Origin of the sequence: Streptacidiphilus sp. MAP12-16, from assembly GCF_041262165.1 — a bacterium.
Lineage (GTDB): Bacteria > Actinomycetota > Actinomycetes > Streptomycetales > Streptomycetaceae > Streptacidiphilus.
This window is the reverse complement of the sequence record NZ_JBGCBY010000020.1, coordinates 69838-90139: the sequence shown is the minus strand read 5'-3', so window position 1 is coordinate 90139 and position 20302 is coordinate 69838. Positions and strand designations below refer to the sequence as shown.

General features: G+C 69.4%; 23 protein-coding genes. 16 read left to right on the top strand and 7 right to left on the bottom strand.

The window, feature by feature from the left end; translation table 11 throughout:
* The first annotated feature begins 106 nt into the window (after positions 1-106).
* Positions 107-616, top strand: coding sequence for a MarR family winged helix-turn-helix transcriptional regulator (locus ABIA33_RS25075; RefSeq protein ID WP_370084773.1), 510 nt, complete (start codon positions 107-109; stop codon positions 614-616).
* Positions 617-829: 213 nt separating this feature from the next.
* Here the strand turns inward: ABIA33_RS25075 and ABIA33_RS25070 are convergent, their stop codons facing one another.
* Complete coding sequence (locus tag ABIA33_RS25070; RefSeq protein ID WP_370084690.1) at positions 830-1492, bottom strand: class I SAM-dependent methyltransferase; 663 nt, start codon at positions 1490-1492, stop codon at positions 830-832.
* Between the two features lie 286 nt (positions 1493-1778).
* Here ABIA33_RS25070 and ABIA33_RS25065 point away from each other — a divergent pair, with 286 nt between their 5' ends.
* The 3 genes from ABIA33_RS25065 to ABIA33_RS25055 are packed head-to-tail and all read left to right on the top strand — an operon-like array spanning position 1779 to position 3063.
* Positions 1779-2363, top strand: coding sequence for a dihydrofolate reductase family protein (locus ABIA33_RS25065; RefSeq protein WP_370084688.1), 585 nt, complete (start codon positions 1779-1781; stop codon positions 2361-2363).
* An 11-nt stretch (positions 2364-2374) separates the two neighbouring features.
* Positions 2375-2719, top strand: a complete 345-nt coding sequence (locus ABIA33_RS25060) for a YciI family protein (RefSeq protein WP_370084687.1) — start codon at positions 2375-2377, stop codon at positions 2717-2719.
* Positions 2720-2730: 11 nt separating this feature from the next.
* Positions 2731-3063, top strand: a complete 333-nt coding sequence (locus ABIA33_RS25055) for a hypothetical protein (RefSeq protein ID WP_370084686.1) — start codon at positions 2731-2733, stop codon at positions 3061-3063.
* 80 nt (positions 3064-3143) lie between these two features.
* Here ABIA33_RS25055 and ABIA33_RS25050 read toward each other — a convergent pair whose 3' ends face one another.
* Positions 3144-4292, bottom strand: a complete 1149-nt coding sequence (locus tag ABIA33_RS25050) for a hypothetical protein (RefSeq protein WP_370084685.1) — start codon at positions 4290-4292, stop codon at positions 3144-3146.
* A 372-nt stretch (positions 4293-4664) separates the two neighbouring features.
* Positions 4665-5333, bottom strand: coding sequence for a hypothetical protein (locus tag ABIA33_RS25045; protein WP_370084684.1), 669 nt, complete (start codon positions 5331-5333; stop codon positions 4665-4667).
* A 458-nt stretch (positions 5334-5791) separates the two neighbouring features.
* Here ABIA33_RS25045 and ABIA33_RS25040 point away from each other — a divergent pair, with 458 nt between their 5' ends.
* Both ABIA33_RS25040 and gap read left to right on the top strand, forming a co-directional pair.
* Entirely contained in the window at positions 5792-6748 is a 957-nt protein-coding gene (locus ABIA33_RS25040; RefSeq protein ID WP_370084683.1) for a GlxA family transcriptional regulator, read from the top strand.
* A gap of 106 nt (positions 6749-6854) precedes the next feature.
* Positions 6855-7853, top strand: a complete 999-nt coding sequence (gene gap, locus ABIA33_RS25035; protein WP_370084682.1) for a type I glyceraldehyde-3-phosphate dehydrogenase — start codon at positions 6855-6857, stop codon at positions 7851-7853.
* Positions 7854-8066: 213 nt separating this feature from the next.
* Here gap and ABIA33_RS25030 read toward each other — a convergent pair whose 3' ends face one another.
* Positions 8067-8510, bottom strand: a complete 444-nt coding sequence (locus ABIA33_RS25030) for an ATP-binding protein (RefSeq protein WP_370084681.1) — start codon at positions 8508-8510, stop codon at positions 8067-8069.
* Between the two features lie 462 nt (positions 8511-8972).
* On the opposite strand from ABIA33_RS25030, the gene ABIA33_RS25025 reads away from it, so the two are divergent.
* The 3 genes from ABIA33_RS25025 (at position 8973) to ABIA33_RS25015 (ending at position 10973) form a co-directional block, all read left to right on the top strand.
* Positions 8973-9827 (top strand): helix-turn-helix domain-containing protein, encoded by an 855-nt coding sequence (locus tag ABIA33_RS25025; protein WP_370084680.1) that lies wholly within the window; start codon positions 8973-8975, stop codon positions 9825-9827.
* A gap of 1 nt (position 9828) precedes the next feature.
* On the top strand, positions 9829-10074 hold the full coding sequence (locus ABIA33_RS25020) for a DUF397 domain-containing protein (RefSeq protein WP_370084679.1): 246 nt from the start codon (positions 9829-9831) through the stop codon (positions 10072-10074).
* A gap of 80 nt (positions 10075-10154) precedes the next feature.
* Complete coding sequence (locus tag ABIA33_RS25015) at positions 10155-10973, top strand: SAM-dependent methyltransferase (RefSeq protein ID WP_370084678.1); 819 nt, start codon at positions 10155-10157, stop codon at positions 10971-10973.
* A 332-nt stretch (positions 10974-11305) separates the two neighbouring features.
* Here ABIA33_RS25015 and ABIA33_RS25010 read toward each other — a convergent pair whose 3' ends face one another.
* The 3 genes from ABIA33_RS25010 to ABIA33_RS25000 all read right to left on the bottom strand — a co-directional run bounded on the left by ABIA33_RS25010 (position 11306) and on the right by ABIA33_RS25000 (position 14288).
* Positions 11306-12928: a flavin-containing monooxygenase gene (locus tag ABIA33_RS25010; protein WP_370084677.1), complete on the bottom strand. Its 1623-nt coding sequence runs from the start codon at positions 12926-12928 to the stop codon at positions 11306-11308.
* 2 nt (positions 12929-12930) lie between these two features.
* The gene (locus ABIA33_RS25005; protein WP_370084676.1) at positions 12931-13395 is read right to left on the bottom strand and encodes a cupin domain-containing protein; all 465 of its coding nucleotides are present in this window, start codon (positions 13393-13395) and stop codon (positions 12931-12933) included.
* A 125-nt stretch (positions 13396-13520) separates the two neighbouring features.
* Positions 13521-14288 carry an IclR family transcriptional regulator gene (locus ABIA33_RS25000; RefSeq protein WP_370084675.1) on the bottom strand — a complete coding sequence of 256 codons (768 nt, stop codon included), beginning with the start codon at positions 14286-14288 and terminating at the stop codon, positions 13521-13523.
* Positions 14289-14369: 81 nt separating this feature from the next.
* On the opposite strand from ABIA33_RS25000, the gene ABIA33_RS24995 reads away from it, so the two are divergent.
* From ABIA33_RS24995 to dmpG, 7 genes are read left to right on the top strand one after another with little or no spacing between them, the layout of a single operon-like run.
* The gene (locus ABIA33_RS24995; protein WP_370084772.1) at positions 14370-15146 is read left to right on the top strand and encodes an SDR family oxidoreductase; all 777 of its coding nucleotides are present in this window, start codon (positions 14370-14372) and stop codon (positions 15144-15146) included.
* Entirely contained in the window at positions 15146-15697 is a 552-nt protein-coding gene (locus ABIA33_RS24990; RefSeq protein ID WP_370084674.1) for a cupin domain-containing protein, read from the top strand. Before ABIA33_RS24995 ends, ABIA33_RS24990 begins: the two co-directional genes overlap by 1 nt.
* Positions 15694-16575, top strand: coding sequence for an alpha/beta fold hydrolase (locus ABIA33_RS24985; RefSeq protein WP_370084673.1), 882 nt, complete (start codon positions 15694-15696; stop codon positions 16573-16575). The genes ABIA33_RS24990 and ABIA33_RS24985 overlap by 4 nt, the downstream gene beginning before the upstream one ends.
* Positions 16572-17507, top strand: a complete 936-nt coding sequence (locus ABIA33_RS24980; protein ID WP_370084672.1) for a 2,3-dihydroxyphenylpropionate 1,2-dioxygenase — start codon at positions 16572-16574, stop codon at positions 17505-17507. The genes ABIA33_RS24985 and ABIA33_RS24980 overlap by 4 nt, the downstream gene beginning before the upstream one ends.
* Position 17508: 1 nt before the next feature.
* On the top strand, positions 17509-18318 hold the full coding sequence (locus ABIA33_RS24975) for a 2-keto-4-pentenoate hydratase (RefSeq protein WP_370084671.1): 810 nt from the start codon (positions 17509-17511) through the stop codon (positions 18316-18318).
* Positions 18315-19268: an acetaldehyde dehydrogenase (acetylating) gene (locus ABIA33_RS24970; RefSeq protein WP_370084670.1), complete on the top strand. Its 954-nt coding sequence runs from the start codon at positions 18315-18317 to the stop codon at positions 19266-19268. Before ABIA33_RS24975 ends, ABIA33_RS24970 begins: the two co-directional genes overlap by 4 nt.
* On the top strand, positions 19265-20287 hold the full coding sequence (gene dmpG / locus ABIA33_RS24965; protein WP_370084669.1) for a 4-hydroxy-2-oxovalerate aldolase: 1023 nt from the start codon (positions 19265-19267) through the stop codon (positions 20285-20287). Before ABIA33_RS24970 ends, dmpG begins: the two co-directional genes overlap by 4 nt.
* The last annotated feature ends 15 nt before the right edge of the window (positions 20288-20302 follow it).

Below are 20302 nucleotides of genomic sequence, written 5' to 3'. Positions count from 1 at the left end.
CAAGCATAAGCCTGGGATGGGTCGCAATATTCCTGGTGGCACGCCGAGGGTGTGAGAATGAGCAGACGAGCCGAGGACGGCTGGACCGAGGAAGGCCTGCCACGTGATGCCCCGCAAGCGGCCCGCACCCGAGCCCCTCACAGGATGGCTCGACGAGGAGCAACAACGGGCGTGGCTGGCCTACATCAAGGTCCAGCTACGGCTGGTCTATGAGATGAACCGACAACTACAGGCCGACAGCCGCATGTCCCTCGCCGACTGGGACGTGCTCACCGCGCTCGGCGCAAGCGAATCTGCGAGCATGACCGTCACCGCCCTCGCCGCCCAGATCGGCTGGGAGAGAAGCCGGCTGTCCCACCACGCAAAGCGGATGGCGAGCCGAGGACTGGTCGAACTTGCGACCGCCGACTCCGACCGGCGCGCCACCGAAGTCCGCCTGAGCGCCGAAGGCCGCGTCACCCTTGAACAAGCCGCCCCCGGTCATGTCGAACTGATCAAGCGGCTGTTCTTCGGTGGAATTCCCCGCGAACTGCTGGACCCACTCAGCACCGCACTGGAAGGCGTGTATGCGAACCTCCTCGCACATGGATCGCTCCCCCCGCCAGACAGCCTCTAGTGGTCGCGGGTGATGTTGCCGCCTCGCGGCCGGCTGGTGTCCCTGGTGCTGCTCCGCAGAAGTTCGTGGAGGGGTGTTGATCTGTAGGATCGCGTGACACTCGGAGTCCCGTTGTTCGAACAGATCGGCGCCCGAATGGGCGGTGCGTCCTGATCGTGAGTCGACGCCTGGAGCCTGACGGTTCCCCGCCGGGGGGTGCGGCTATGCGTTCGGTCAGGCAGCCCCTGCCTCGGCTTTGCGGGCGAGCAGGTGAATCTCCTGGAACTGCCGTCGGTCGGTGGGCTGAGGCTCGCGAACCATCCGGGCCACCTCGGCCAACCCGGCCTCGCGCAGCATCGCGGCGAGGTGATCCGGCGACCACCGGTAGGCCAGGGCGACTGTGTGATCGAAGACCTGCGTCGGGTGAGACGGATCATCGCTGGCCGAAAAGCCGACCAGAAGGTGGCCGCCAGGTGCCAGCACGCGGTGGAACTCCGCCAAGATGACCGGGAGTTCTTGCGGCGGAGTGTGGATGATGGACCAACGTGACAGTACGCCGCCCAGTACGCCGTCAGCGATATTCAACGCGGCCATCGAACCCACGTCGAACCGCAGGCCCGGATAGGCCTGTCGAGCCAACTCGATCATCGCAGAAGAGGTGTCAACGCCAAAGGCCGCCAGTCCCAACTCGTCCAGGTAGGCAGTGATATAGCCGGGCCCGCACCCCAGATCCGCGACCCGACCGTCCCCACTCGCACCTACGACCTCGGCGAAGGCACTCAAGATCGCGCGGTCCAAGGGTCTGTCATGCAGCGCGTCGCGGAACTGCTGCGCATACATGGGGGCAGCAGTGTCGTAGGCCTCGCGGGTGGCACTGAGGGCATCGTGTTCGAGCATGCTCGCGACCGTAGTCCCTGGCGCTGTGGTGAGCCGAGAGAATCCTGATCTCCCTGCGCGTACCACGCTTCGATGCCGGTCAGGCAGCGTTCTGACCGCCACCACGCAGGCGTAGAGACCTACGGCGCTCCGCACCTCCGGGCCAAGGATGCGTTTCCCTCCCCGGCCTGAAGCCGGGATACCCACGCACGATCAGGGATGGCAATTGTCGATTTCACCGGGGGCTGTTCGTGTAGAGGGTGAGCCGGGCCGCGGAAGAGCGGTCCGCATATGGAAGGAGCAGTTCATGCGGTCGATCACGGCGACGATGTCGGTCACCCTCGATGGAGTTGTCCAGGGCCTTGGCCGCCCGGACGAGGACACCCGCGGCGGATTCACCCACGGAGGCTGGGGCGGGCAGTACAACGACCAGGTCATGGGCCAGGAGATGGGCAAGAGCATGTCTAAGCCCAGCGACATGCTCTTCGGCCAGCGGACCTGGCAGGACTTCATCGGCGCGTGGGCGGGCGCGACCGACGGCAACCCGTTCACCACGCACATGAACGCGGCCACGAAGTACGTCGTGTCCAGGACCCTCAAGGACGCCGACGCCTGGCAGAACTCGATCCTGCTGCGCGGGGAGGCCGCCGAGACGGTGGCCGACCTCAAGGCCACCCCCGGCAACGACCTGTCGATCATCGGTAGCGCCTCGCTGATCCACGCCCTGCACGCCGCCGGCCTGATCGACCACTACCAGCTGCTGATCCACCCGCTGACCCTCGGCAGCGGCACGCGCCTGTTCGAGGGCCCCGCGCCGCTGACCGAGTTCGAGCTCACCGACTCCGTCACCACCCCCAAGGGCGTGATCATCGCCCGCTACACCCGCCGATAAGGGAGGGACCCGTGCCGCAGTACCTGCTCTCGATCTACCAGCCGGACGGCGCATCGCCCGACGCCGAGACCCAGGCCCGGATAACCGCCGACCTGCAGCGGCTGAACGAGGAGCTGCGCGAGAGCGGTTCGTGGGTGTTCACCGGCGGCCTGCACGCGCCCGGCACCGCCACGGTGGTACGGGCCGACGGCTTGATCACCGACGGTCCGTACGTCGAAGGCAAGGAGTGTATCGGCGGTATCTGGGTGATCACCGCGCCCGACCTGGACGCGGCGCTTTCCTGGGGCCGCAAGGCGGCAGCCGCCACAACGCTGCCGATCGAGGTCCGCCCGTTCCAGGACGTCGAACCCTTCTGAGCCCCACCCCGATGACGCCGCAGGAGATCGCGGCCGTCTTCCGCGCCGAGTACGGCAGATCCGTCGCCGTACTCGTGCGCGGGCTCGGCGACATTCGACCTGGCCGAAGACGCGGTCGCCGACGCCGTCGCTACCGCGCTGGTCAGCGGTCGACGGCGCCCCGCCCCAGCCCGGCCGGCTGGAGCACCACCGCTGACTGCAACCGCGCCATCGACCACCCGCGCCGCGAAACCGTCCGCGCGCACAAGCACGCCGAGGCCGCGCTCATCAGCGCCCCGACCGAACCCGTCGAAGAGGGGGCCGTGCCCGACACACCCGAACCCGCAGACGTTGAATCGCGCTGAGCCCTGACTCCGCTCGAGCGTCAAGGAGGCTCGCCAGAGCCGACTGCCGCGGCAGCAGCGCGACGGGCGCACGGTGTCCGTCAGCAGCCGACGCCACCGGGGGTGTGCTGAGCGAAGGCGGCGTACTGCATGCCGGGGACGTCCGACTCGGTGAAGTAGCCGCCGAACATCAGGTTGCCCGGCTGATGGGTGCCTTCGTAGAGGGTGTAGGTCTGCGTGACCCCACCGCTCAGCGGCCTCACCAGCGTGAGCGTCCCGGTAGAGGGGTTCCAGGAGTTGTCGGGGATCTCCTGCCAGGACCCGATCTCGTCGTAGAACAGATTTGCGTCCGCGGGAGCCGGGCAGTTGGCCCAGTCGATCAGCAGGTCTCCCGTCCAGCCGTTGCCGTTGAACGCATAGAGGCCGATGAGGGAGTCCGGCAGCGGAACGGCCTCGGGACGGATGACGCCGCTCCCCGTCTGCGCGGTCACAGTGGTGGGGCTGCCGGGGGCGGCACCCGTGGCGGCACCGCTGCCGAGGAGGTTTCCCGCACCGCCGAGGGCCGACAGATGAAGCGCGTAGGGGGCCACGAAGTCGTCCGCGTATGCCCCGTAGCGCATTCCCGGGACGTCGGACTCGGTGAAGTATCCACCGAACACCGGGCTGCTCGGGATGTGGTTGCCAAGGTAGAGCGTGTAGGTCTGGCTCACGCCGCCCTGCAGCGGACGGTAGACCGTCAGGGTGCCCGTCGAGGGCGACCAGGTCCCCGTGAGATCCTCCGGATATCCCCGCTCGTCGTACGTCATCACGACGCTGGGCCTCAGGTTCTCCGCGTTGGATACGGTCAGCGTCCCGGTCCACCCGTTCGCGTTGAAGTGGTAGCTCCCGTCGACGGGGGAGAGTATGTAGGCGCTGGCCCCCTGCGGAGCAGCCACGGCGACCGCGAGTAACAGGCCGCACAACGCGGCGGTCACGCCCGCGCTGACTGTTCCCCGCCCCGGCCGTCGTCCTCGGGAAATCAAGAACATCCGTACCCCAGCTGTGATGTGTGGTGACGTCGAGGAGTTGACGCCGCAAAAGTTACCGGACTCTACCGCTCCACGGGCGGCGAAGAACATCAGGGTGTAGGAGGCCAGCGCCTCCACCTGGTGCCGGGCGACCTTGTCGCCGTCGTCCTCGATCTGCATGACGTGCACGCCGACCTTGTCCAGCAGGTAGCCGCTCTGGTTGATCCCGTCGTTCATCTCCATGTACTGCGACCAGAAGTCGCTGTCGTCCGCAACGGGAGCAGCTCCAGCAGGAACAGCAGGTGGGTCAGGTCGGGGTCGTTGCGGTCGATCACGTCGCTCAGGGAGGCATCCCCAGCATCACGGCCCGCCACCCGTCGGCAGCGGACCGGCCCCCTCCTGGCAGCCGGCACCGCCCCCGGTCAGGGAGTCGTCAGTATTCGAACCGGTGTCGGCGTGGTCGATCACGGCACGCTCAGCGCGCGGAAGCGTTCGAAGACCAGCGGGCGCAGCAGGCGGGCGTCGTAGACCGTACCAGGCCACCTTGCCGCCCAGGTCGACCGCGCACCGCCACACCAGTGGTCTCGAGGTTGAGGCGCTTGACCCGGCGCAGGATCAGGTGCGCGGTGAGCTGCTGCTCCCTGAGTCGTTGAGTGACTCCGCTCGTGCCTTGATCCCGCGAAGCATTCTTCGGAGCATCGCGAAGTCGCCGAACTCCATGAGGAGGACGCCGAAGAGTGCTGTGACCGGGTGTCGCCAGTCGTAGACGGCGTGGATGCGGGTGACCAGCCTGGTCCCGTCGGGGTCGGCGGGCGTCAGCTGCCACACCCAACTGCTGTCGTGCTTGCTCCAGAGCAGCCAGTGGTCGACTTCGAAGGAGTGGACTCTGAGGGCTGTGGTGTCGGAGGGCGTGGGCGACATCGGCACCCACTGGCCAATCTCCAGGTGCTGGAGCCCGGGCATGATCGCGGTCGCACTGGGATGGCCGAGGTTGTCGAGCAGGTCATTGCTGTAGTAGCCGGCGCGGAGGCAGCCGACCTGCACGAGCCATGGCCACACCGCGGCCGGAGGAGCATCGATCGAGATCGCTCTCGTCGCCCTGAACTGGGCGTGCTGCATGATGGCGTCACCGGGGAGGGATTCGATGATCTCGGCCGGCGTGGCACCCCAGCGGAGGTGCCAACTCCTGTACAGCGGTGAAGTCAGGAAGATCGGCAAGTCCTGGACGACATCGCGGATCTCGCCGAACAGGTCCCGTAGGGTCGGCTTCGCCGCTTCCTTCATCTCGACGACCTCCCTTCGGCGCGAACCGTGGAACCACTCTTGGAGTCTGATCGTGTCCACCGTCACGCGCCAGGGCCGATGGTCCTCTCGTGGGCGGTCCGCTCGGCTTCCAGGCCATAGGTCCCGCAGGTCGCCCCGCGCCGGGAGCCGGGTATGCGCCCCTGGCCGCGCCGTAGCCGGCACCGCCTTCCACTCCCCGATACCGGCGGCTATGAAGGACGGGACGCGGAGGCAGATCAGCGCGGAGCTGCAGGAGTCCGCCCTCGCCGGCAGGCAACCAGCGGCGCAGCTCGTTCGGTTTCGGATCCCGGACGGCGGCAGATCGCCTCCCGAAGGCCGCTCCGGCGGCGAGGCGGGTGCCCAGAAAAGGGCTCGCGCCCCGGAGCGTCCCGGCGGACCTGTGCGGCTTGGGGAACTGGGCGGATGCACCCCCCTGCACCCCCGCGTAGCCTCTTCCCGTGCCAGCCTCACCCCTGCGTCATGTCGCCGTCCTCGTACTCGAAGGTGCGAAGCCGCTCGATGTCGGTATTCCTGCACAGGTGTTCACGACCCGCGCGAGCATGCCGTACGAGGTGCGGGTGTGCGGCGCGGCGCCCGGTCTCGTGACGGGCGGCGACGGCCTGTCGTACCACGTTGCCCAAGGCCTCGATGCACTTGCGTGGGCTGACATCGTCTTCGTCCCCGGCTACCGGTTCCCGGACCGCGACGACCCGCCGCAGGCCGTCGTTGACGCGCTGATCGCCGCCCATGATCGGGGCGCGCGGCTCGCCGCCATCTCGACGGGCGCCTTCGCGCTCGCCGCCACCGGCCTGCTCGACGGCAGACGCGCCACGACGCACTGGCACTACACACGAGCACTCGCGGCGAAGCGCCCGCTCGTTCAGGTCGACGAGAACGTTCTGTTCGTCGACGAGGGCAGCGTACTGACGTCGGCCGGCGCTGCCTCGGGCATCGACCTGTGCCTGCACATTCTGCGCGGCGATCTCGGGGTGTCCGCGTCGAACCACGCGGCCCGGCGCCTGGTCGCAGCCCCCTACCGCAGCGGCGGTCAGGCCCAGTACGTGCCGCGCAGCGTGCCCGAGCCGCTCGGCGAGCGGTTCGCCGCCACCCGAGAGTGGGCGCTGCACCGGCTCGGCGAGCCCCTCACCCTTGACGTGCTCGCCCGGCATGCGGCGGTGTCGCCGCGTACGTTCTCGCGCCGCTTCGTCGAAGACACGGGGTACACGCCGATGCAGTGGGTCATGCGCGCCCGCATCGACATGGCCCGCGAGCTGCTCGAGCGTTCGCAGCGGGGCATCGAGCAGATCGCCGCCGACGTCGGTCTGGGCACCGGTACGAATCTGCGGCTGCACTTCCAGCGCATCCTCGACACCACGCCGAGCGAGTACCGGCGCACCTTCACCCAGGGCGGGTAGCCCACCACCACGTGGCGCGATCCTTTCGGACCGTGGCGATCACGCCGCTGTCACCAGCGGATGCTGCGCGAGAACCTGAAGACGAACCGAACAAGGGACACCACTCATGACTCGCATCGCCATCAACGGATTCGGCCGCATCGGACGCAATGTGCTGCGCGCACTGCTCGAACGCAACAGCGACCTGGAGGTCGTCGCCGTCAACGACCTCACGGAGCCCGCCACCCTCGCGCGACTGCTCGCCTACGACACGACGGCGGGCCGGCTCGGCCGCCCGGTGATTGTCGACGGGGACGCCCTGGTTGTGGACGGCCGTCGCATCACCGTGCTCGCCGAGCGCGAACCGGTACAGCTGCCGTGGGCCAAGCTAGGCGTCGACATCGTGCTTGAGGCGACCGGCCGCTTCACGTCGGCCACGGCCGCCCGCGCCCACATCGACGCGGGCGCGAAACGGGTACTGGTCAGCGCGCCGGCGGACGGCGCCGATGTCACTCTCGCGTTCGGGGTCAACACCGACGCGTACGACCCCGCCGTGCACACGATCGTCTCGAACGCCTCGTGCACGACCAACGCGCTTGCGCCGCTGGCCAAGGTGCTCGACGATCTCGCCGGCATCGAGCACGGCTTCATGACGACGGTGCACGCCTACACACAGGAGCAGAACCTGCAGGACGGTCCGCACCGCGACGCCCGCCGCGCCCGCGCCGCTGCAGTCAACATCGTGCCGACCACGACGGGCGCTGCCAAGGCGATCGGCCTCGTGTTGCCCAAGCTCGACGGCAAGCTGTCGGGCGACTCGATCCGCGTGCCGGTTCCGGTGGGATCGATCGTCGAACTCAACACAACCGTCGCTCGCGACGTGACGCGCGAGGACGTGCTGGCTGCCTACCGCGCCGCAGCGCAGGGGCCGCTCGCCGGCGTACTCGAGTACTCCGATGACCCGCTCGTGTCGACAGACATCACGGGCAATCCCGCCTCGGCGATCTTCGACTCGGCTCTCACCCGCGTCGACGGCCGCCACATCAAAGTGGTCGCCTGGTACGACAACGAGTGGGGCTTCTCGAACCGCGTGATCGATACGCTCGAACTCCTCGCCGCCAGCTGACCGACGGGGCGGCCCGCCTGCGGATGCCGCTCACGGCGGCGGGACGGAAAGTACCCAGCGATCCGCAGGCGCCTCCACCGACCGCTTACCGTCATCGAGGCCGCACATGGCACGCTCCACGTCTGGCGTGTGTGCCGTCCAGCTGCCAGTGTCCGCTTCCGCCCAGGCCAGCGTGATGGGCAATCAGCTCGATGCGGGGCTCGTAGCGGCTGGTCAGACGGCGGCGGTGGGGAGGGCCGCCCAGATGGTCCGGCCGGTGCCGTGCTCGTCGCGGGCCACGCCCCACCGGTTGGTCACGCTCGAGACGATGAGCAGGCCTCGACCGCTCTCTTCGTCGGCGGCGGCCTGGCGCACGCGAGGCTGCCCCGGCTTGCAGCCCTGGTCGCGCACCTCCACCCGCACCGAGTCCTCGTCGGCGCGCAGAACGCAGGTGATCTCCGTGCTGTCGGTGTGGGTAATCGCGTTGGTGAACAGCTCGGACATCACCAGCACCGCCATGTCCAGGACCCCGTCGTCGCACTCCCGCGTCCCGAGCCACAGCCGAAGGCGGCGGCGGGCGACGGCGACCGAGGAGGCGTGTGCGGGCAGCCGGAACTCCACCGCGTGGGACGGCGCTGCCATCTCGTCGTCCCACTGCGCGGAATCAGGCGTGGTCATGCCATACATAAGTGCCACCGTCGTTCGCCTTCCATCGGCCTGTGCGGGGTCGGGCTGACGCGGACGGACCTGGGGAGCGCAGCGCAACTGCCGCCGGGCCGGGTACTGAGAAGTCGGCGCTCTCGATGCGGGACGCCGGCAGGACACGGAGAGCGCGGGACTTGCTGGCGGTGGATTCCGCTCGCGCCGCATCCACACGCAACCGCTGGGAGCATCGCCCGGGTCCGCCGTGGCGCGGGGAGGGCGCTACGGGCCTCGCGGCGTGGCCGGTGCGGCACTGGGACATGCCCGATCACCGTCCGCGCCGCAGCTTCGGGGTCTGGGTCACGGTTTCACTATGCTCAATGTCACCACCAGAAAGCAAGAGCCAATCTGCAGATTGCAGAATTGAAGCGGCAGCGTGTCTACCGCACCGGCGCCATGGCACACTGCTGGCATGACAGTCCGTCAAGGAGGCAGGGCGTGAGGGAACCTCGGTCAGGCCCGACCGTGGGCCAGATTGTGCTGGGCCGACGGCTCCAGCACCTGCGCGAAACCGCCGGACTGACCCTCAATCAGGCAGCCGAGGCGCTCGATGTCAACGCGGCCACCGTCCGGCGGATGGAGAAGGCCGAGGTCGGCTTCAAGCTCCTCTACGTCCGTACCCTCCTGCAGACCTACGGAGTCGGCGCGGACGAGAGCCACGCCTTCATCGAACTCGCCAAGGACGCCAACCAGCCCGGCTGGTGGCACCAGTTCCGCGACGTCCTGCCCGAGTGGTTCAGCCTCTACGTGAGCCTCGAGGGCGCCGCCACGGTGATCCGCGCCTACGAGCCGCATCACGTCCCCGGCCTGCTGCAGACCGAGGACTACGCCCGCGCCGTACTCCGCCTCGGCTTCGCCCACGTCCCCGACGAACTCGAACGCCACGTCGCCCTGCGCCTGGAACGCCAGTCCCTGCTCACCCGCCAAGACGCCCCGCACGTGTGGGTGGTGATGGACGAGACCGCACTGCGCCGGCCCGCCGGAACCGCGGACGTAATGCGCGCCCAGGTCGACCGCCTCATCGAGGCGACCCAGATCCCCAACGTCACCCTCCAGGTCATGCCGTTCGCCGCCGGACTGCACTCCGCCGCATTCGGCCCCTTCCACCTCTTCCGATTCCAGGAGCCGGAACTGCCGGACATCGTCTACGGCGAGAACCTCACCGGTGCCGTCTACCTCGACGACCCCGTCGACGTCGCAGCCCACCGCGAGGCACTGGACCGGTTGGGAGCACAAGCAGTACCCGCAGACGCCACCGCAGCCTTCCTCGGCGGCATTCGCAAGGAGATCTGACATGGACCGCAAATCCACCGTATTCAACGGCATGCCCGCAGCCCAACTCGGCAAAGACGGCTGGCACAAGCCCTGGAGCGGCTCCAACGGCGGCGCCTGCGTCGAAGCCAAGAAGCTCAACGACGGCCGGGTCGCGCTGCGCCAATCCACCGACCCCGACGGCCCCGCCCTGATCTACACCAACCCCGAGATCACCGCGTTCATCCAGGGCGCCAAAGCCGGCGAAGCCGACTTCCTGCTCACCTGACCGCACCACCGGGGCACCACCCCGCGAACCACCCCCTCGAACCACCCCCGCACACGTACAACCCAGCCCAGGAGAGCGGAATGACCGAACACGGCGTCCCGGCCAACCAGATAGACACCAGCCAACCCCACCCGGCCCGCGTCTACGACCTCTACCTCGGCGGCAAAGACAACTACCCGGTCGACTGGGAACTCGCCGAACAAGTCCTCGCGATCTTCCCCACCATGAAGTCCGGCGCCCAGATCAACCGCGCCTTCATGCACCGGGCTACCCGCTGGCTCGCCAACCAGGCCGGCATCCGACAGTTCCTCGACATCGGCACCGGCATCCCCACCCAGCCCAACCTCCACCAGGTCGCCCAAGCCGTCGCCCCGGACGCCCGCATCGTCTACACCGACAACGACCCCATCGTCCTGGCCCACGCCCAAGCCCTGCTGCGCAGCACACCCGAAGGACGCACCGCCTACATCCAGGCCGACATCAGGGAACCCGGGAAGATCTTCGCCGCTCCCCAGCTGCGCGACACCCTCGAGCTCAGCCGGCCCGTCGCCCTGAGCATGAACGCGCTGCTGCACTTTGTTCCCGACGAGTTCGGACCCTACGACCTCGTCCGGCAACTGGTCGCAGAACTGCCCTCGGGCAGCTACCTCGTGCTGTCCCACGTCACCCCGGACTTCGACGCGGACACCTGGGGGAAGATCGTGGCGTTCTACCGCAACAGCGGCATCCCCGCACAGGCACGCTCCCTCAAGGAGGTCATCCCCTTCTTCGACGGTCTCGAACTCGTCGACCCCGGTGTCGTGGTGGCAACCGACTGGCGGCCCGAACCCGACCAACCAAGTTACGCCGCCCCCGGTGAGCCGATTCCCCTGTACGTCGCGGTGGCCCGCAAGCCATGATGAGCTCGTCCTCGCCAATGGACACCACCGGGTAACCGCCCAGGGAACCGGTGCGGGCCCGGATTGGACCCGCGTTGCGGAGGAGCGGAGGGTTGCCGACACCAGAGGTCCGATGCCGAAGCGGGCGGTGGCGCGGTCCATGGCTGCCTCGACGCGTCTCCAGTCGATGCCCAAGTCCAGCTCCAGCCGGTCGATGCGGTCAACGCCGCCGGCCGGCGCCACCGGCGCGGGCCGCACCGGTGGCGGGCACCGCCGGCGCGAGCAACTGCGCCGCCCAATTGCCAGGCCCGCCCGAGCGCGTCGTACTGGACACGCGAGGTGTAAGGCCGTCGCTAGTCACGGGCCATGTGCTGCGGCTGCGCGGGGGCGCTGACCGCGTCGTCGGCGGTGTGGGGCCGGTGAGGCGCCGTCGAGCCGGGGATCCCCGGGGTGGGGTTGGCGCCGGGATCGGTCGTATCGGTTGGGAGCTTGCGCAGCAGGGCCGGGGTGAGGCGGCGGTACGCCGCCGGGTTGATCGGGTTGAGCCAGTGCGAGGCGCGCACCAGGACGTTGATGTTGAGGCCGAGGTCGCCCAGCACCTCGTCGACGTTGTGCATCGAGTAGGGGATGATCTTCGTGCCCTTGCAGTGGTGCCCGTTGGTCGCGGAGTCCATGAACGCCAACTGATCGACGACCGCCTGACGGATGTCCTCCACGCTCGGCAGCGGTAGTGCTCGGGCGATCGCCGCTGCGATCCACAGGGCCGCCATCTCGGCGTTGAGCGGGCTGAAGAACGAGGAGTTGTAGCCGTTGAAGTACAGCCCGGGGATGTCCACGGGCATGACCTGGCGGTAGAGCATGAAGTTCCCGCGCTCGTCCAGCAGCCGCTCCTGCAGCTCCGCGGGGAGGAACGGCACGGCCTGGGTGAAGCCGGTCGCGCACACAACCAGGTCGGCCGGCAGCGTCGCGCCGTCCGCGAGTTGGGCGAACGGCCTGCCGTTCCGCGCGAGCAGCCGGGTGATCGTCTGGTCCCGGTGCACTCCGATGCGGCCGTCGGCGACCGCTTCGAAGAAGCCTTCGGTCGCGAGCCCGATGGCGCCTCGGACGATGTCCTCCATGCTGCCGCGGGGAACCAGGTCGAGTCGCCTGAGGCCGAACTGGCGCACCGAGACGGATCCGATGGAGTCGACCATCCTGCGGCGTACACCGTTGCCGGGGCCGTGCAGGAACTTCTCGAACCCGCGTAGCCGCAGATAGCGGAAGAGTGCTTCGCCCATGCGGGTCAGCAGCAGCATCTTGAAGTTGAGGAGGCCGCCGATCCTGCGCGGTACTTTCCACAGCAGTTGCCGCGCGATCACATCGGTGCTCTCGGCCACCTCGCTGATCGCCACGGCGACGTCGCACGCGGACTTTCCGTAGCCCACGACGAGGACGTGCCTGCCCCGGGCGTCCTGGGCGTCGTGGAACTCGGTGGCCGCGCACAGCCGCCCGCCCGCGGCGGTGAATTCGTCCGTACCCGGGTACGAGGGGATGGCCGGTTCGCAGAACACGCCGTTTGCCACGACGAGTTGGTCGAAGTCCTCGGTGGCGCGCCTGCCCGTGCTGTCCGTTGTCCCGATCGTCCAGCCGGTACCGGCGTTGTCGGAGCCCGCGTCGGCGCGCGGGCGCGCGGCGGACACCTCGGTGTTCAGCCGGAGCGTGCGGTCGAGGCCGAACGCCGTGGCGTAGGCGGCCAGGTAGGCCTGGACCTGCTCGCCGCTGGGCCACTCGGGGAACTCCTTGGGCATCGGGAAGTCCGAGAGTGAGTACTGGGCCCCAGGGCTCTGGGTCGTCAGACCCGGATAGCGTCGGGTCCGGCTCCATACGCCCCCGACGTCGGGCGTCCGGTCGAACACCTGGACCTCGTGCCCGGCCTGGGTGAGCACCTTCGCGGTGGCGAGACCGGCGACGCCGGCGCCGATGATGGCGATCCGCATGGTCAGCCGACCTCGGGCGGGAGTTGGAGTTCGATGCCGAACTCGGCCATGATCTTCTTCATGAGCGAGATGTCCTTCGGGCCCGGGGGCATGTCCGCCAGCGCCTGGTAGTACTTCTCCAGGCCGGCCGGCGAGACCACGGAGATGACCCGCGACTCCTCCCCGTACGGGTTGCGGAACGCGTGCACCACGTGGCGGGGCAGGTAGAGGTAGTCGCCGTGCTCCAGCACGAAGTCCTCGTCGCCGAGGCGGACGTCGAGCCGTCCGGCCAGGCATATGAAGGATTCGTCCTCGCGGGTGTGCAGGTGTGGGGGCGGGCCGTCGACCCCGGCCGGAATCGTGTACTCGAACAGCGAGTAGGCGTCGTGGGTGGACGTGCCGTCCGTCTTCAGCGTGATGCCGAGCCCGATCGCTGCGATCGCGTGTCCCTCACGCGAGGGGAGCATGTAACCACCACCGAGAGTCATCGTCGTCTCCTCAGGTCACCGCACCGACCATGTCGTCGGTATGCCAGCGGTCACAGCATTGGAGTCGCGGGCATGCGCCGCAAGCAGTTGTCCCACTCAATGGGATTTTGCTTGTTCGGCGTGGATCAGCGACGGTGCGAGTAGGCCCTGGACGCGGCGGCCGCGGCGAGCCGGACCGCGGGCCCGATCCGGTCCGCGCGCACCAGGCTGGTGGGACCAGTCACCGACAGGGCCGCCACCACCTCGCCGAGCGGTCCGAAGACCGGGGCGCCCACGCAGCTCACGCCGATATTGCCCTCCTCGCGTTCGACCGCCCAGCCCCGGGACGGGATCGCGGTCAGCTCGCGCAGGATGGCGACCGGGCTGGTGAGGGTGCGCGGCGTCCTGGCGGGCAGGCCGGCACCGAGGACCGCCTCGATGGTCCCGGTGTCGCTGTAGGCGAGAATGGCACGGCCCAGGGCCGAGCAGTAGGCCGGGACGCTGCCGCCGACTTGGGAGAGCATCGGCATGGGCCGGTGCCCGGTGATCTTCTCGACGACCAGGACCTGCGCTCCGTCCAGGACTCCGAGCTGCACCGTCGTCTTTGTCGCGTTGTGCAGGTCCTGCAGGAACGGCAGTACGGACTCTCGCAGTTCGTGCCGGATCGGTGCCAGGCCGGAGATCTCGAACAGGCGGTTGCCAATGCGGTACCGGTCCTTGGGCTTGTCCAGCCAACCGAGGCGGATCATCCGCTCGGCCGTACGGTGCGTGGTCGAGCGCGGCAGGCCGCACCGGGCCACCAGGGCCGCGAGGGTCAACTCCCGGTGCTCGGCGTCGAAAGCGCCCAGGATGGCCGCCGCGCGGTCCAGCCCGCCGAGGCTGCCCTTGTCGCTGTCCCGCTCAGTGGGACTCATCGTTGGCTCCGGGGTCCATGGAGGCCAGGCTAGACCCGTCGCGAACCACGACGCGAGGCCCGGAACCCTAGGGAGGCAGACATCAGCAAGCGAACCGCTCTCGTCGGCGGCGGCAGTGCGGGCATCGGCTACGCCGCGGCCGAGCAGCTGGCGCTCTCGGGGCACCGGGTGGTCGTCACCGGCCGCCGGGCACACCCGCTCGAGTCAGCCGCGTCCGCACTGCGGGAGAGCACCGGATCCGTAGTCGAGGCGCTGGTCAACGATATGTCGGATCCGGACGCTGCTGCGGCGGCGGTCACCTGGGTCGAGGAGCGCCACGGCACGCTCGACGTGCTGGTGCTCAACGCGGGCGGACCGCCGCCCGGCCGGATCCTGGACGTGGGCGACGACCAGTGGCAGCAGGCGTACGACCTGCTGCTACTCGGACCGCTGCGGCTGGCACGGCTGGTCCTGCCGCGCATGGCCGCGCGGGGCTTCGGCCGCGTCCTGTTCGTGACTTCCTCAGCCGTACGCCAGCCACAGCCCGACCTCGCGACCTCCGTCGTACTCAGATCCGCGGTCACCGCCGCCGCCAAGCTGCTCGCACGGGAGTTCGCGGCCGAGGGCGTGACGGTCAACTGCGTGGCACCCGGCGCGACCGCCACCGAGCGCCGCAGGCAGGTCCTGGACAACCGCGCCCGGCTGGAGGGGAAGGGCTACGCCGAGTTGGACGCCGCGGATGCCGCGGCCGTTCCGGCCGGCCGGGCCGGGCGTCCCGAGGAGATCGCGGCCGTGGTGGCGTTCCTGGCCTCGGAAGCCGCAGGCTACGTCAACGGCACCGTGATCACGGTGGACGGCGGACGAACGGAGACCATCTGATGGCACAGTCCGGACCCGAATTCTCCATGGCCGAGTTCCTCGGCGCGATATCCGAGACCGTGCGGCCGAGCAGCGCGCGACCGATTGTGGTGACCGCCGCCGAGCTGGAGCCCCTTCCAGCGGGGCAGGTGCACAACCCCACGACACTGTCCATCGCCGGCAAACTGCCGACCGCCACGTTCGAGATCTTCCGGCAGACGATCCCGCCGGGCCTCAGTTCCGACATGCAGCGCCACCACCACGAGACCGTCCACTTCGTCATCTCGGGACAGGGCCACAGCGAGGTCGAGGACGAGACCGCGTCCTGGTCCGCCGGCGACTTCGTCTACACCCCGCCGTGGACCTGGCACCGCCACTACAACGACTCCGACCGGGTCCCGGTCGAGTTCCTGACCATCGAGAACTCGCGCCTGCTCGGCCTGCTGGGGGTCGGCCGGCGCCAGAGCGCCGGCCTGGCCACCGTCGAAGAGGCCCGAGACCGCTTCCGTGAGGACGCACGTTCGGACCGCCCCCAGGCCCACGGGCCGACAGCTGAGGAGCACGCGACATGAGCGACCTGCCCGCCCACATCAGCATCTGGGGCGAGCTCGCGGACGTCGACCACGAACTGCGCCACGTCGACGTCGGCGGGATCCGCACCCGCGTCCTGCGGGCCGGATCCTCCGGCCCGGAACTGGTCCTGCTGCACGGCACCGGCGGACATCTCGAGGCCTACGCCCGCGATGTCGCGGGACTCGCCGAGGACTTCCGCATCACCGTCTACGACATGGTCGGCCACGGCTGGTCCGACCTGCCGGACCAGCCATACACCACCGACGTGCTGTCCGACCACCTGGTCGGGCTGATGGACGCCCTGGACATCGATGCCGCGCACCTCTCGGGTGAATCGCTCGGCGGCTGGGTGGCCGCCTGGACGGCGGCGCACAGCCCGGACCGGGTGGACCGGCTGGTGCTCAACACCCCGGGGAACATCGCCAACAAGCCCGAGGTCATGACGCGGCTGCGGGACAGCACCATGGCCGCCGTCCTGGACCCCAGCGACGAGGTGGTGCGCCGCCGCGTGGAATTCCTGTTCCACCACAAGGAGATGGTGACCGACGAACTGGTCGGCCTGCGCCGCGCGGTCTACAGCCGCCCCGGCTTCGTCCGGGCCATCACCAACACACTGGTCCTGCAGGACCCCGAGGTGCGCAAGGCCTTCGCCTGGGATCCGGCCTGGGTCGGCAAGATCGCCGCACCCACGCTCCTGCTGTGGACCGACCACGATCCGACCGGCGGGCTCGACGAGGCGGCGCTGCTGCTGGAATGGCTGCCCCGTGCCCGCCTGCACGTGATCGAGGACGCCGGTCATTGGCCGCAGTGGGAGAAACCCGAGGAGTACCTGCGCGTCCACCGGGACTTCCTGCTCACAGAGGCGCAAGCGGCATGAGCGAGATCATCGGCCTGGTCGGCATGTCCCATTCCCCGTTCGCCACCATGACGCCGCCGCACGGGCCCGAGCAGCCGGGCGGCCGGTTCATGGCCGACGCCGCCAAGGTCGCCCGGGCCGTGGCCCGGCTGGCCCCGGACGCCGTCGTCGTCATCGGCCCCGACCACTTCCACGCGAACTTCTACGACGCGATGCCACCGTTCGTGCTCGGCGTCGAGCAGGCGGCCGGGTTCGGCGACTTCGGCAGCAGGTCAGGACCGCTGCCGGTCGCCACCGAACTGGCCTGGTCGGTCCGCGACGCGCTCGCCCGGTCCGGATTCGACCTCTCGCTCTCCTACGCGCTGACCGCCGACCACGGCCTGGTGCAGAGCTACGACATGGTCTGCGGCACGGCAGGGATCCCGCTGGTGCCACTGATCGTCAACACCGCCGCACCGCCGCTGCCCAGCATGGAGCGCTGCGTCGGACTGGGTAGAGCCCTCGGCGAGGCCCTGCGCGCGGCGGAGTTCGCCGGGCGGGTCCTGGTGATCGCCAGCGGCGGCCTGTCGCACTGGCTGCCCTCCAACGACCCGCGCGACCCCTCGGTGGCCGACGAGCGGCGCACCGCGATGATCCACGGGCGCAAGGACCCGCACGCCTACGATGCGGTGCGGGTACCCAGGATCCGCGCGATGGGCGGTGACCCCAACGCCCACGTCAACCCCGCCTGGGACACCTGGTTCCTCAAGCAGTTCGGCACCGCCGACCCGGCGCCGGTCGTGGCACTGGGCGACCCCGGCCTCGAGGAACAGGCCGGGAGCGGCGGACACGAGATCAGGACCTGGCTGATCGGGCTGGCCGCCGTAGCCCTGCCACTGGTCTGGACCAGCTATGAACCGGTTCCGGAATGGATCACCGGCATGGGCATCGGCACGACCTTCGAGGTGAACTGACATGCCGTCGGCTTCCAGAACGCTCGACACGGGCGCCGCCGAGGCGCTGCGACAGCTCACCGAAGCCCGGGCACGGCGCCGCCCCGGCCCCCCGGTGCGAGGCCTGCTACCCGAAGGGGACGTCGACGCGGCCTACGCCGTCCAGGCCGCGTGGGTCGAGGACACCACCGCGGCGGGAGCCCGGGTCGTCGGCCGCAAGATCGGTCTGACCAGCCCGGCTGTGCGCGCCCAACTGGGTGTCGACCAGCCCGACTTCGGCGTGCTCCTGGACACCATGGAGATCCCGGACGGCGCGTCCGTCGACATCACCAGGACGCTGCAGCCAAGAATCGAGGCCGAGATCGCCCTCGTCCTGGCGCGGGACCTGTCGGCCGACACCATCGGCGAGGCCGAGGTCGCCGCCGCCACCGCGTTCGTCGTGGCGGCCCTGGAAGTGGTGGACAGCCGGATCGCCGACTGGGACATCGGCATCGTGGACACCGTGGCGGACAACGCCTCCGCGGGGCTGTTCGTCCTAGGCGCGCAGCAGCGACTCGGCAGCCTCGACCTGGCCGACTGCGCCATGGCGATGTGGCGCGGGCGAGATGTCGTATCGGAGGGGTCGGGTGCGGCCTGCATGGGCAACCCCCTGACCGCCGTCGCGTGGCTGGCCAGGACCGCACGCCACTACGGCCGGCCGCTGCGGGCCGGGGAGATCGTGCTCTCCGGCGCGCTGGGCCCGATGGTTCCGGTCGCCCCCGGCGACGCCTTCCGGGCCGACATCAGCGGCCTCGGCCAGGTCAGCGCGATATTCACGGGAGAAGCCGAATGAAAAGGGCCGCGCTGACCAGGACCAGGGCCGCCGTGATCGGCTCGGGCAACATCGGCACCGACCTGATGGTCAAAATGCTGCGGCTGAGCGAGCACTTGGAGGTCGCGGCGATGGTCGGCATCGACCCCGGGTCCGACGGCCTGGCCCGGGCCGCTCGGCTCGGCGTGCCGACGACCGCCGACGGCATCGCGGGGCTCGTCGCCATGCCCGGCTTCGACGAGATCCAGATCGTCTTCGACGCCACCTCGGCCAGGGCCCACCAGGCCAATGCCGACGCCCTCGCACCGCACGCCAAGCGGCTCATCGACCTCACCCCGGCCGCGCTCGGCCCGTTCGTCGTCCCTGCCGTGAACCTGGAGAGCCACCTGGACGCGCCAAACGTCAACATGGTCACCTGCGGCGGCCAGGCCACGATCCCGGTGGTCGCCGCGATCGCACAGGTGGCACCCGTGCCGTACGCGGAGATCCTCGCCTCGATCGCCTCGCGATCCGCCGGGCCCGGCACCCGCGCCAACATCGACGAGTTCACCGAGACCACGGCTGCCGCAATCGAATCGGTCGGCGGCGCGCGGCGAGGCAAGGCCATCATCGTGCTCAACCCCGCCGAGCCACCGCTGATCATGCGTGACACGGTCCTGTGTCTCGTCGACGCCCCCGAGCCGGACGTCCGCGACCGGATCGCTACGTCGGTCGAGCACATGGTCGCGCAGGTCGCGGCCTACGTCCCCGGCTACCGGCTCAAGCAGCCGGTACAGATCACCCCCGTCACCGACCACCCGCACACGCTCATCGGCCAGAGCCCGGCAACTCATCAGGTCAGCGTCCTGCTCGAAGTGGAGGGCGCAGGCCACTACCTCCCTCCCTACGCGGGCAACCTCGACATCATGACCTCGGCCGCCCTTCGCGTCGGCGAACGGATCGCTGCGCGTCTCTCGGAGGTGACGGTATGACCAAGCGGCTGTTCATCCAGGACGTCACCCTGCGGGACGGCATGCACGCCGTCCGCCACCGCCTCCCGCCCGGGACCGCGGCCCGGATCGCGGCCGCACTCGACGCGGCCGGCGTCGACGCGATCGAAGTGGCGCACGGCGACGGGCTCGCAGGCACAAGCCTCAGCTACGGCCCCGGAAGCAACACCGGCTGGGAGTGGATCGAGGCCGTCGCCGCGAGCCTCACCCATGCCCGGCTGACCACACTTCTGCTGCCCGGCATCGGCACGATCAAGGAACTCAGGCACGCCTTCCGGCTGGGCGTGCGCTCGGTGCGAGTCGCCACCCACTGCACCGAGGCAGACGTCGCCGCCCAGCACATCGCCACCGCACGCGAACTGGGCATGGACGTGTCGGGATTCCTGATGATGAGCCACATGGCCCCGCCCGCCGAACTGGCGCGCCAGGCCGCACTGATGCAGTCCTACGGAGCGCACTGCGTTTACGTCACCGACTCGGGCGGCCATCTCACCATGAACGCGGTACGCGAGCGGGTCCGCGCCTACCGTGAAGTACTCGACTCCGCCACCGAGATCGGCATCCACGCGCACGAGAACCTCTCACTGTCGGTCGCCAACTCACTGGCCGCAGTCGAACAGGGCGCCACCCGCGTCGACGCCTCGCTCGCCGGCCACGGCGCCGGAGCGGGCAACTGCCCGATCGAAGCGTTCATCGCCGTCGCCGACCTCGAGGGATGGGAGCACGGCTGCGACCTGCTTGCCCTCCAGGACGCCGCCGACGATCTGGTCCGCCCGCTCCAGGACCGGCCCGTGCGGGTCGACCGCGAAACACTCACGCTCGGCTACGCGGGCGTCTACTCCAGCTTCCTGCGGCACGCTGAGGCCACCGCCGAAAGGTACGGCGTCGACGTTCGCACACTACTTCTCGAGGCCGGCAGACGCAGCCTCGTCGGTGGCCAGGAGGACATGCTCGTGGACATCGCACTGAGCATGACGTCCGCTCATGAGTCGGATGCCTAGCCCCGGAGGCCCTCA

What these genes read in the sequence shown, in the direction of transcription:
- ABIA33_RS25075 (WP_370084773.1), top strand. Translation starts at nt 107, where the DNA reads ATGCCCCGCAAGCGGCCCGCACCCGAGCCCCTCACAGGATGGCTCGAC.
- ABIA33_RS25070 (WP_370084690.1), bottom strand. Translation starts at nt 1,492, where the DNA reads ATGCTCGAACACGATGCCCTCAGTGCCACCCGCGAGGCCTACGACACT.
- ABIA33_RS25065 (WP_370084688.1), top strand. Translation starts at nt 1,779, where the DNA reads ATGCGGTCGATCACGGCGACGATGTCGGTCACCCTCGATGGAGTTGTC.
- ABIA33_RS25055 (WP_370084686.1), top strand. Translation starts at nt 2,731, where the DNA reads ATGACGCCGCAGGAGATCGCGGCCGTCTTCCGCGCCGAGTACGGCAGA.
- ABIA33_RS25050 (WP_370084685.1), bottom strand. Translation starts at nt 4,292, where the DNA reads ATGGAGATGAACGACGGGATCAACCAGAGCGGCTACCTGCTGGACAAG.
- ABIA33_RS25045 (WP_370084684.1), bottom strand. Translation starts at nt 5,333, where the DNA reads ATGAAGGAAGCGGCGAAGCCGACCCTACGGGACCTGTTCGGCGAGATC.
- gap (WP_370084682.1), top strand. Translation starts at nt 6,855, where the DNA reads ATGACTCGCATCGCCATCAACGGATTCGGCCGCATCGGACGCAATGTG.
- ABIA33_RS25030 (WP_370084681.1), bottom strand. Translation starts at nt 8,510, where the DNA reads ATGACCACGCCTGATTCCGCGCAGTGGGACGACGAGATGGCAGCGCCG.
- ABIA33_RS25020 (WP_370084679.1), top strand. Translation starts at nt 9,829, where the DNA reads ATGGACCGCAAATCCACCGTATTCAACGGCATGCCCGCAGCCCAACTC.
- ABIA33_RS25015 (WP_370084678.1), top strand. Translation starts at nt 10,155, where the DNA reads ATGACCGAACACGGCGTCCCGGCCAACCAGATAGACACCAGCCAACCC.
- ABIA33_RS25010 (WP_370084677.1), bottom strand. Translation starts at nt 12,928, where the DNA reads ATGCGGATCGCCATCATCGGCGCCGGCGTCGCCGGTCTCGCCACCGCG.
- ABIA33_RS25005 (WP_370084676.1), bottom strand. Translation starts at nt 13,395, where the DNA reads ATGACTCTCGGTGGTGGTTACATGCTCCCCTCGCGTGAGGGACACGCG.
- ABIA33_RS25000 (WP_370084675.1), bottom strand. Translation starts at nt 14,288, where the DNA reads ATGAGTCCCACTGAGCGGGACAGCGACAAGGGCAGCCTCGGCGGGCTG.
- ABIA33_RS24990 (WP_370084674.1), top strand. Translation starts at nt 15,146, where the DNA reads ATGGCACAGTCCGGACCCGAATTCTCCATGGCCGAGTTCCTCGGCGCG.
- ABIA33_RS24985 (WP_370084673.1), top strand. Translation starts at nt 15,694, where the DNA reads ATGAGCGACCTGCCCGCCCACATCAGCATCTGGGGCGAGCTCGCGGAC.
- ABIA33_RS24980 (WP_370084672.1), top strand. Translation starts at nt 16,572, where the DNA reads ATGAGCGAGATCATCGGCCTGGTCGGCATGTCCCATTCCCCGTTCGCC.
- ABIA33_RS24975 (WP_370084671.1), top strand. Translation starts at nt 17,509, where the DNA reads ATGCCGTCGGCTTCCAGAACGCTCGACACGGGCGCCGCCGAGGCGCTG.
- ABIA33_RS24970 (WP_370084670.1), top strand. Translation starts at nt 18,315, where the DNA reads ATGAAAAGGGCCGCGCTGACCAGGACCAGGGCCGCCGTGATCGGCTCG.
- dmpG (WP_370084669.1), top strand. Translation starts at nt 19,265, where the DNA reads ATGACCAAGCGGCTGTTCATCCAGGACGTCACCCTGCGGGACGGCATG.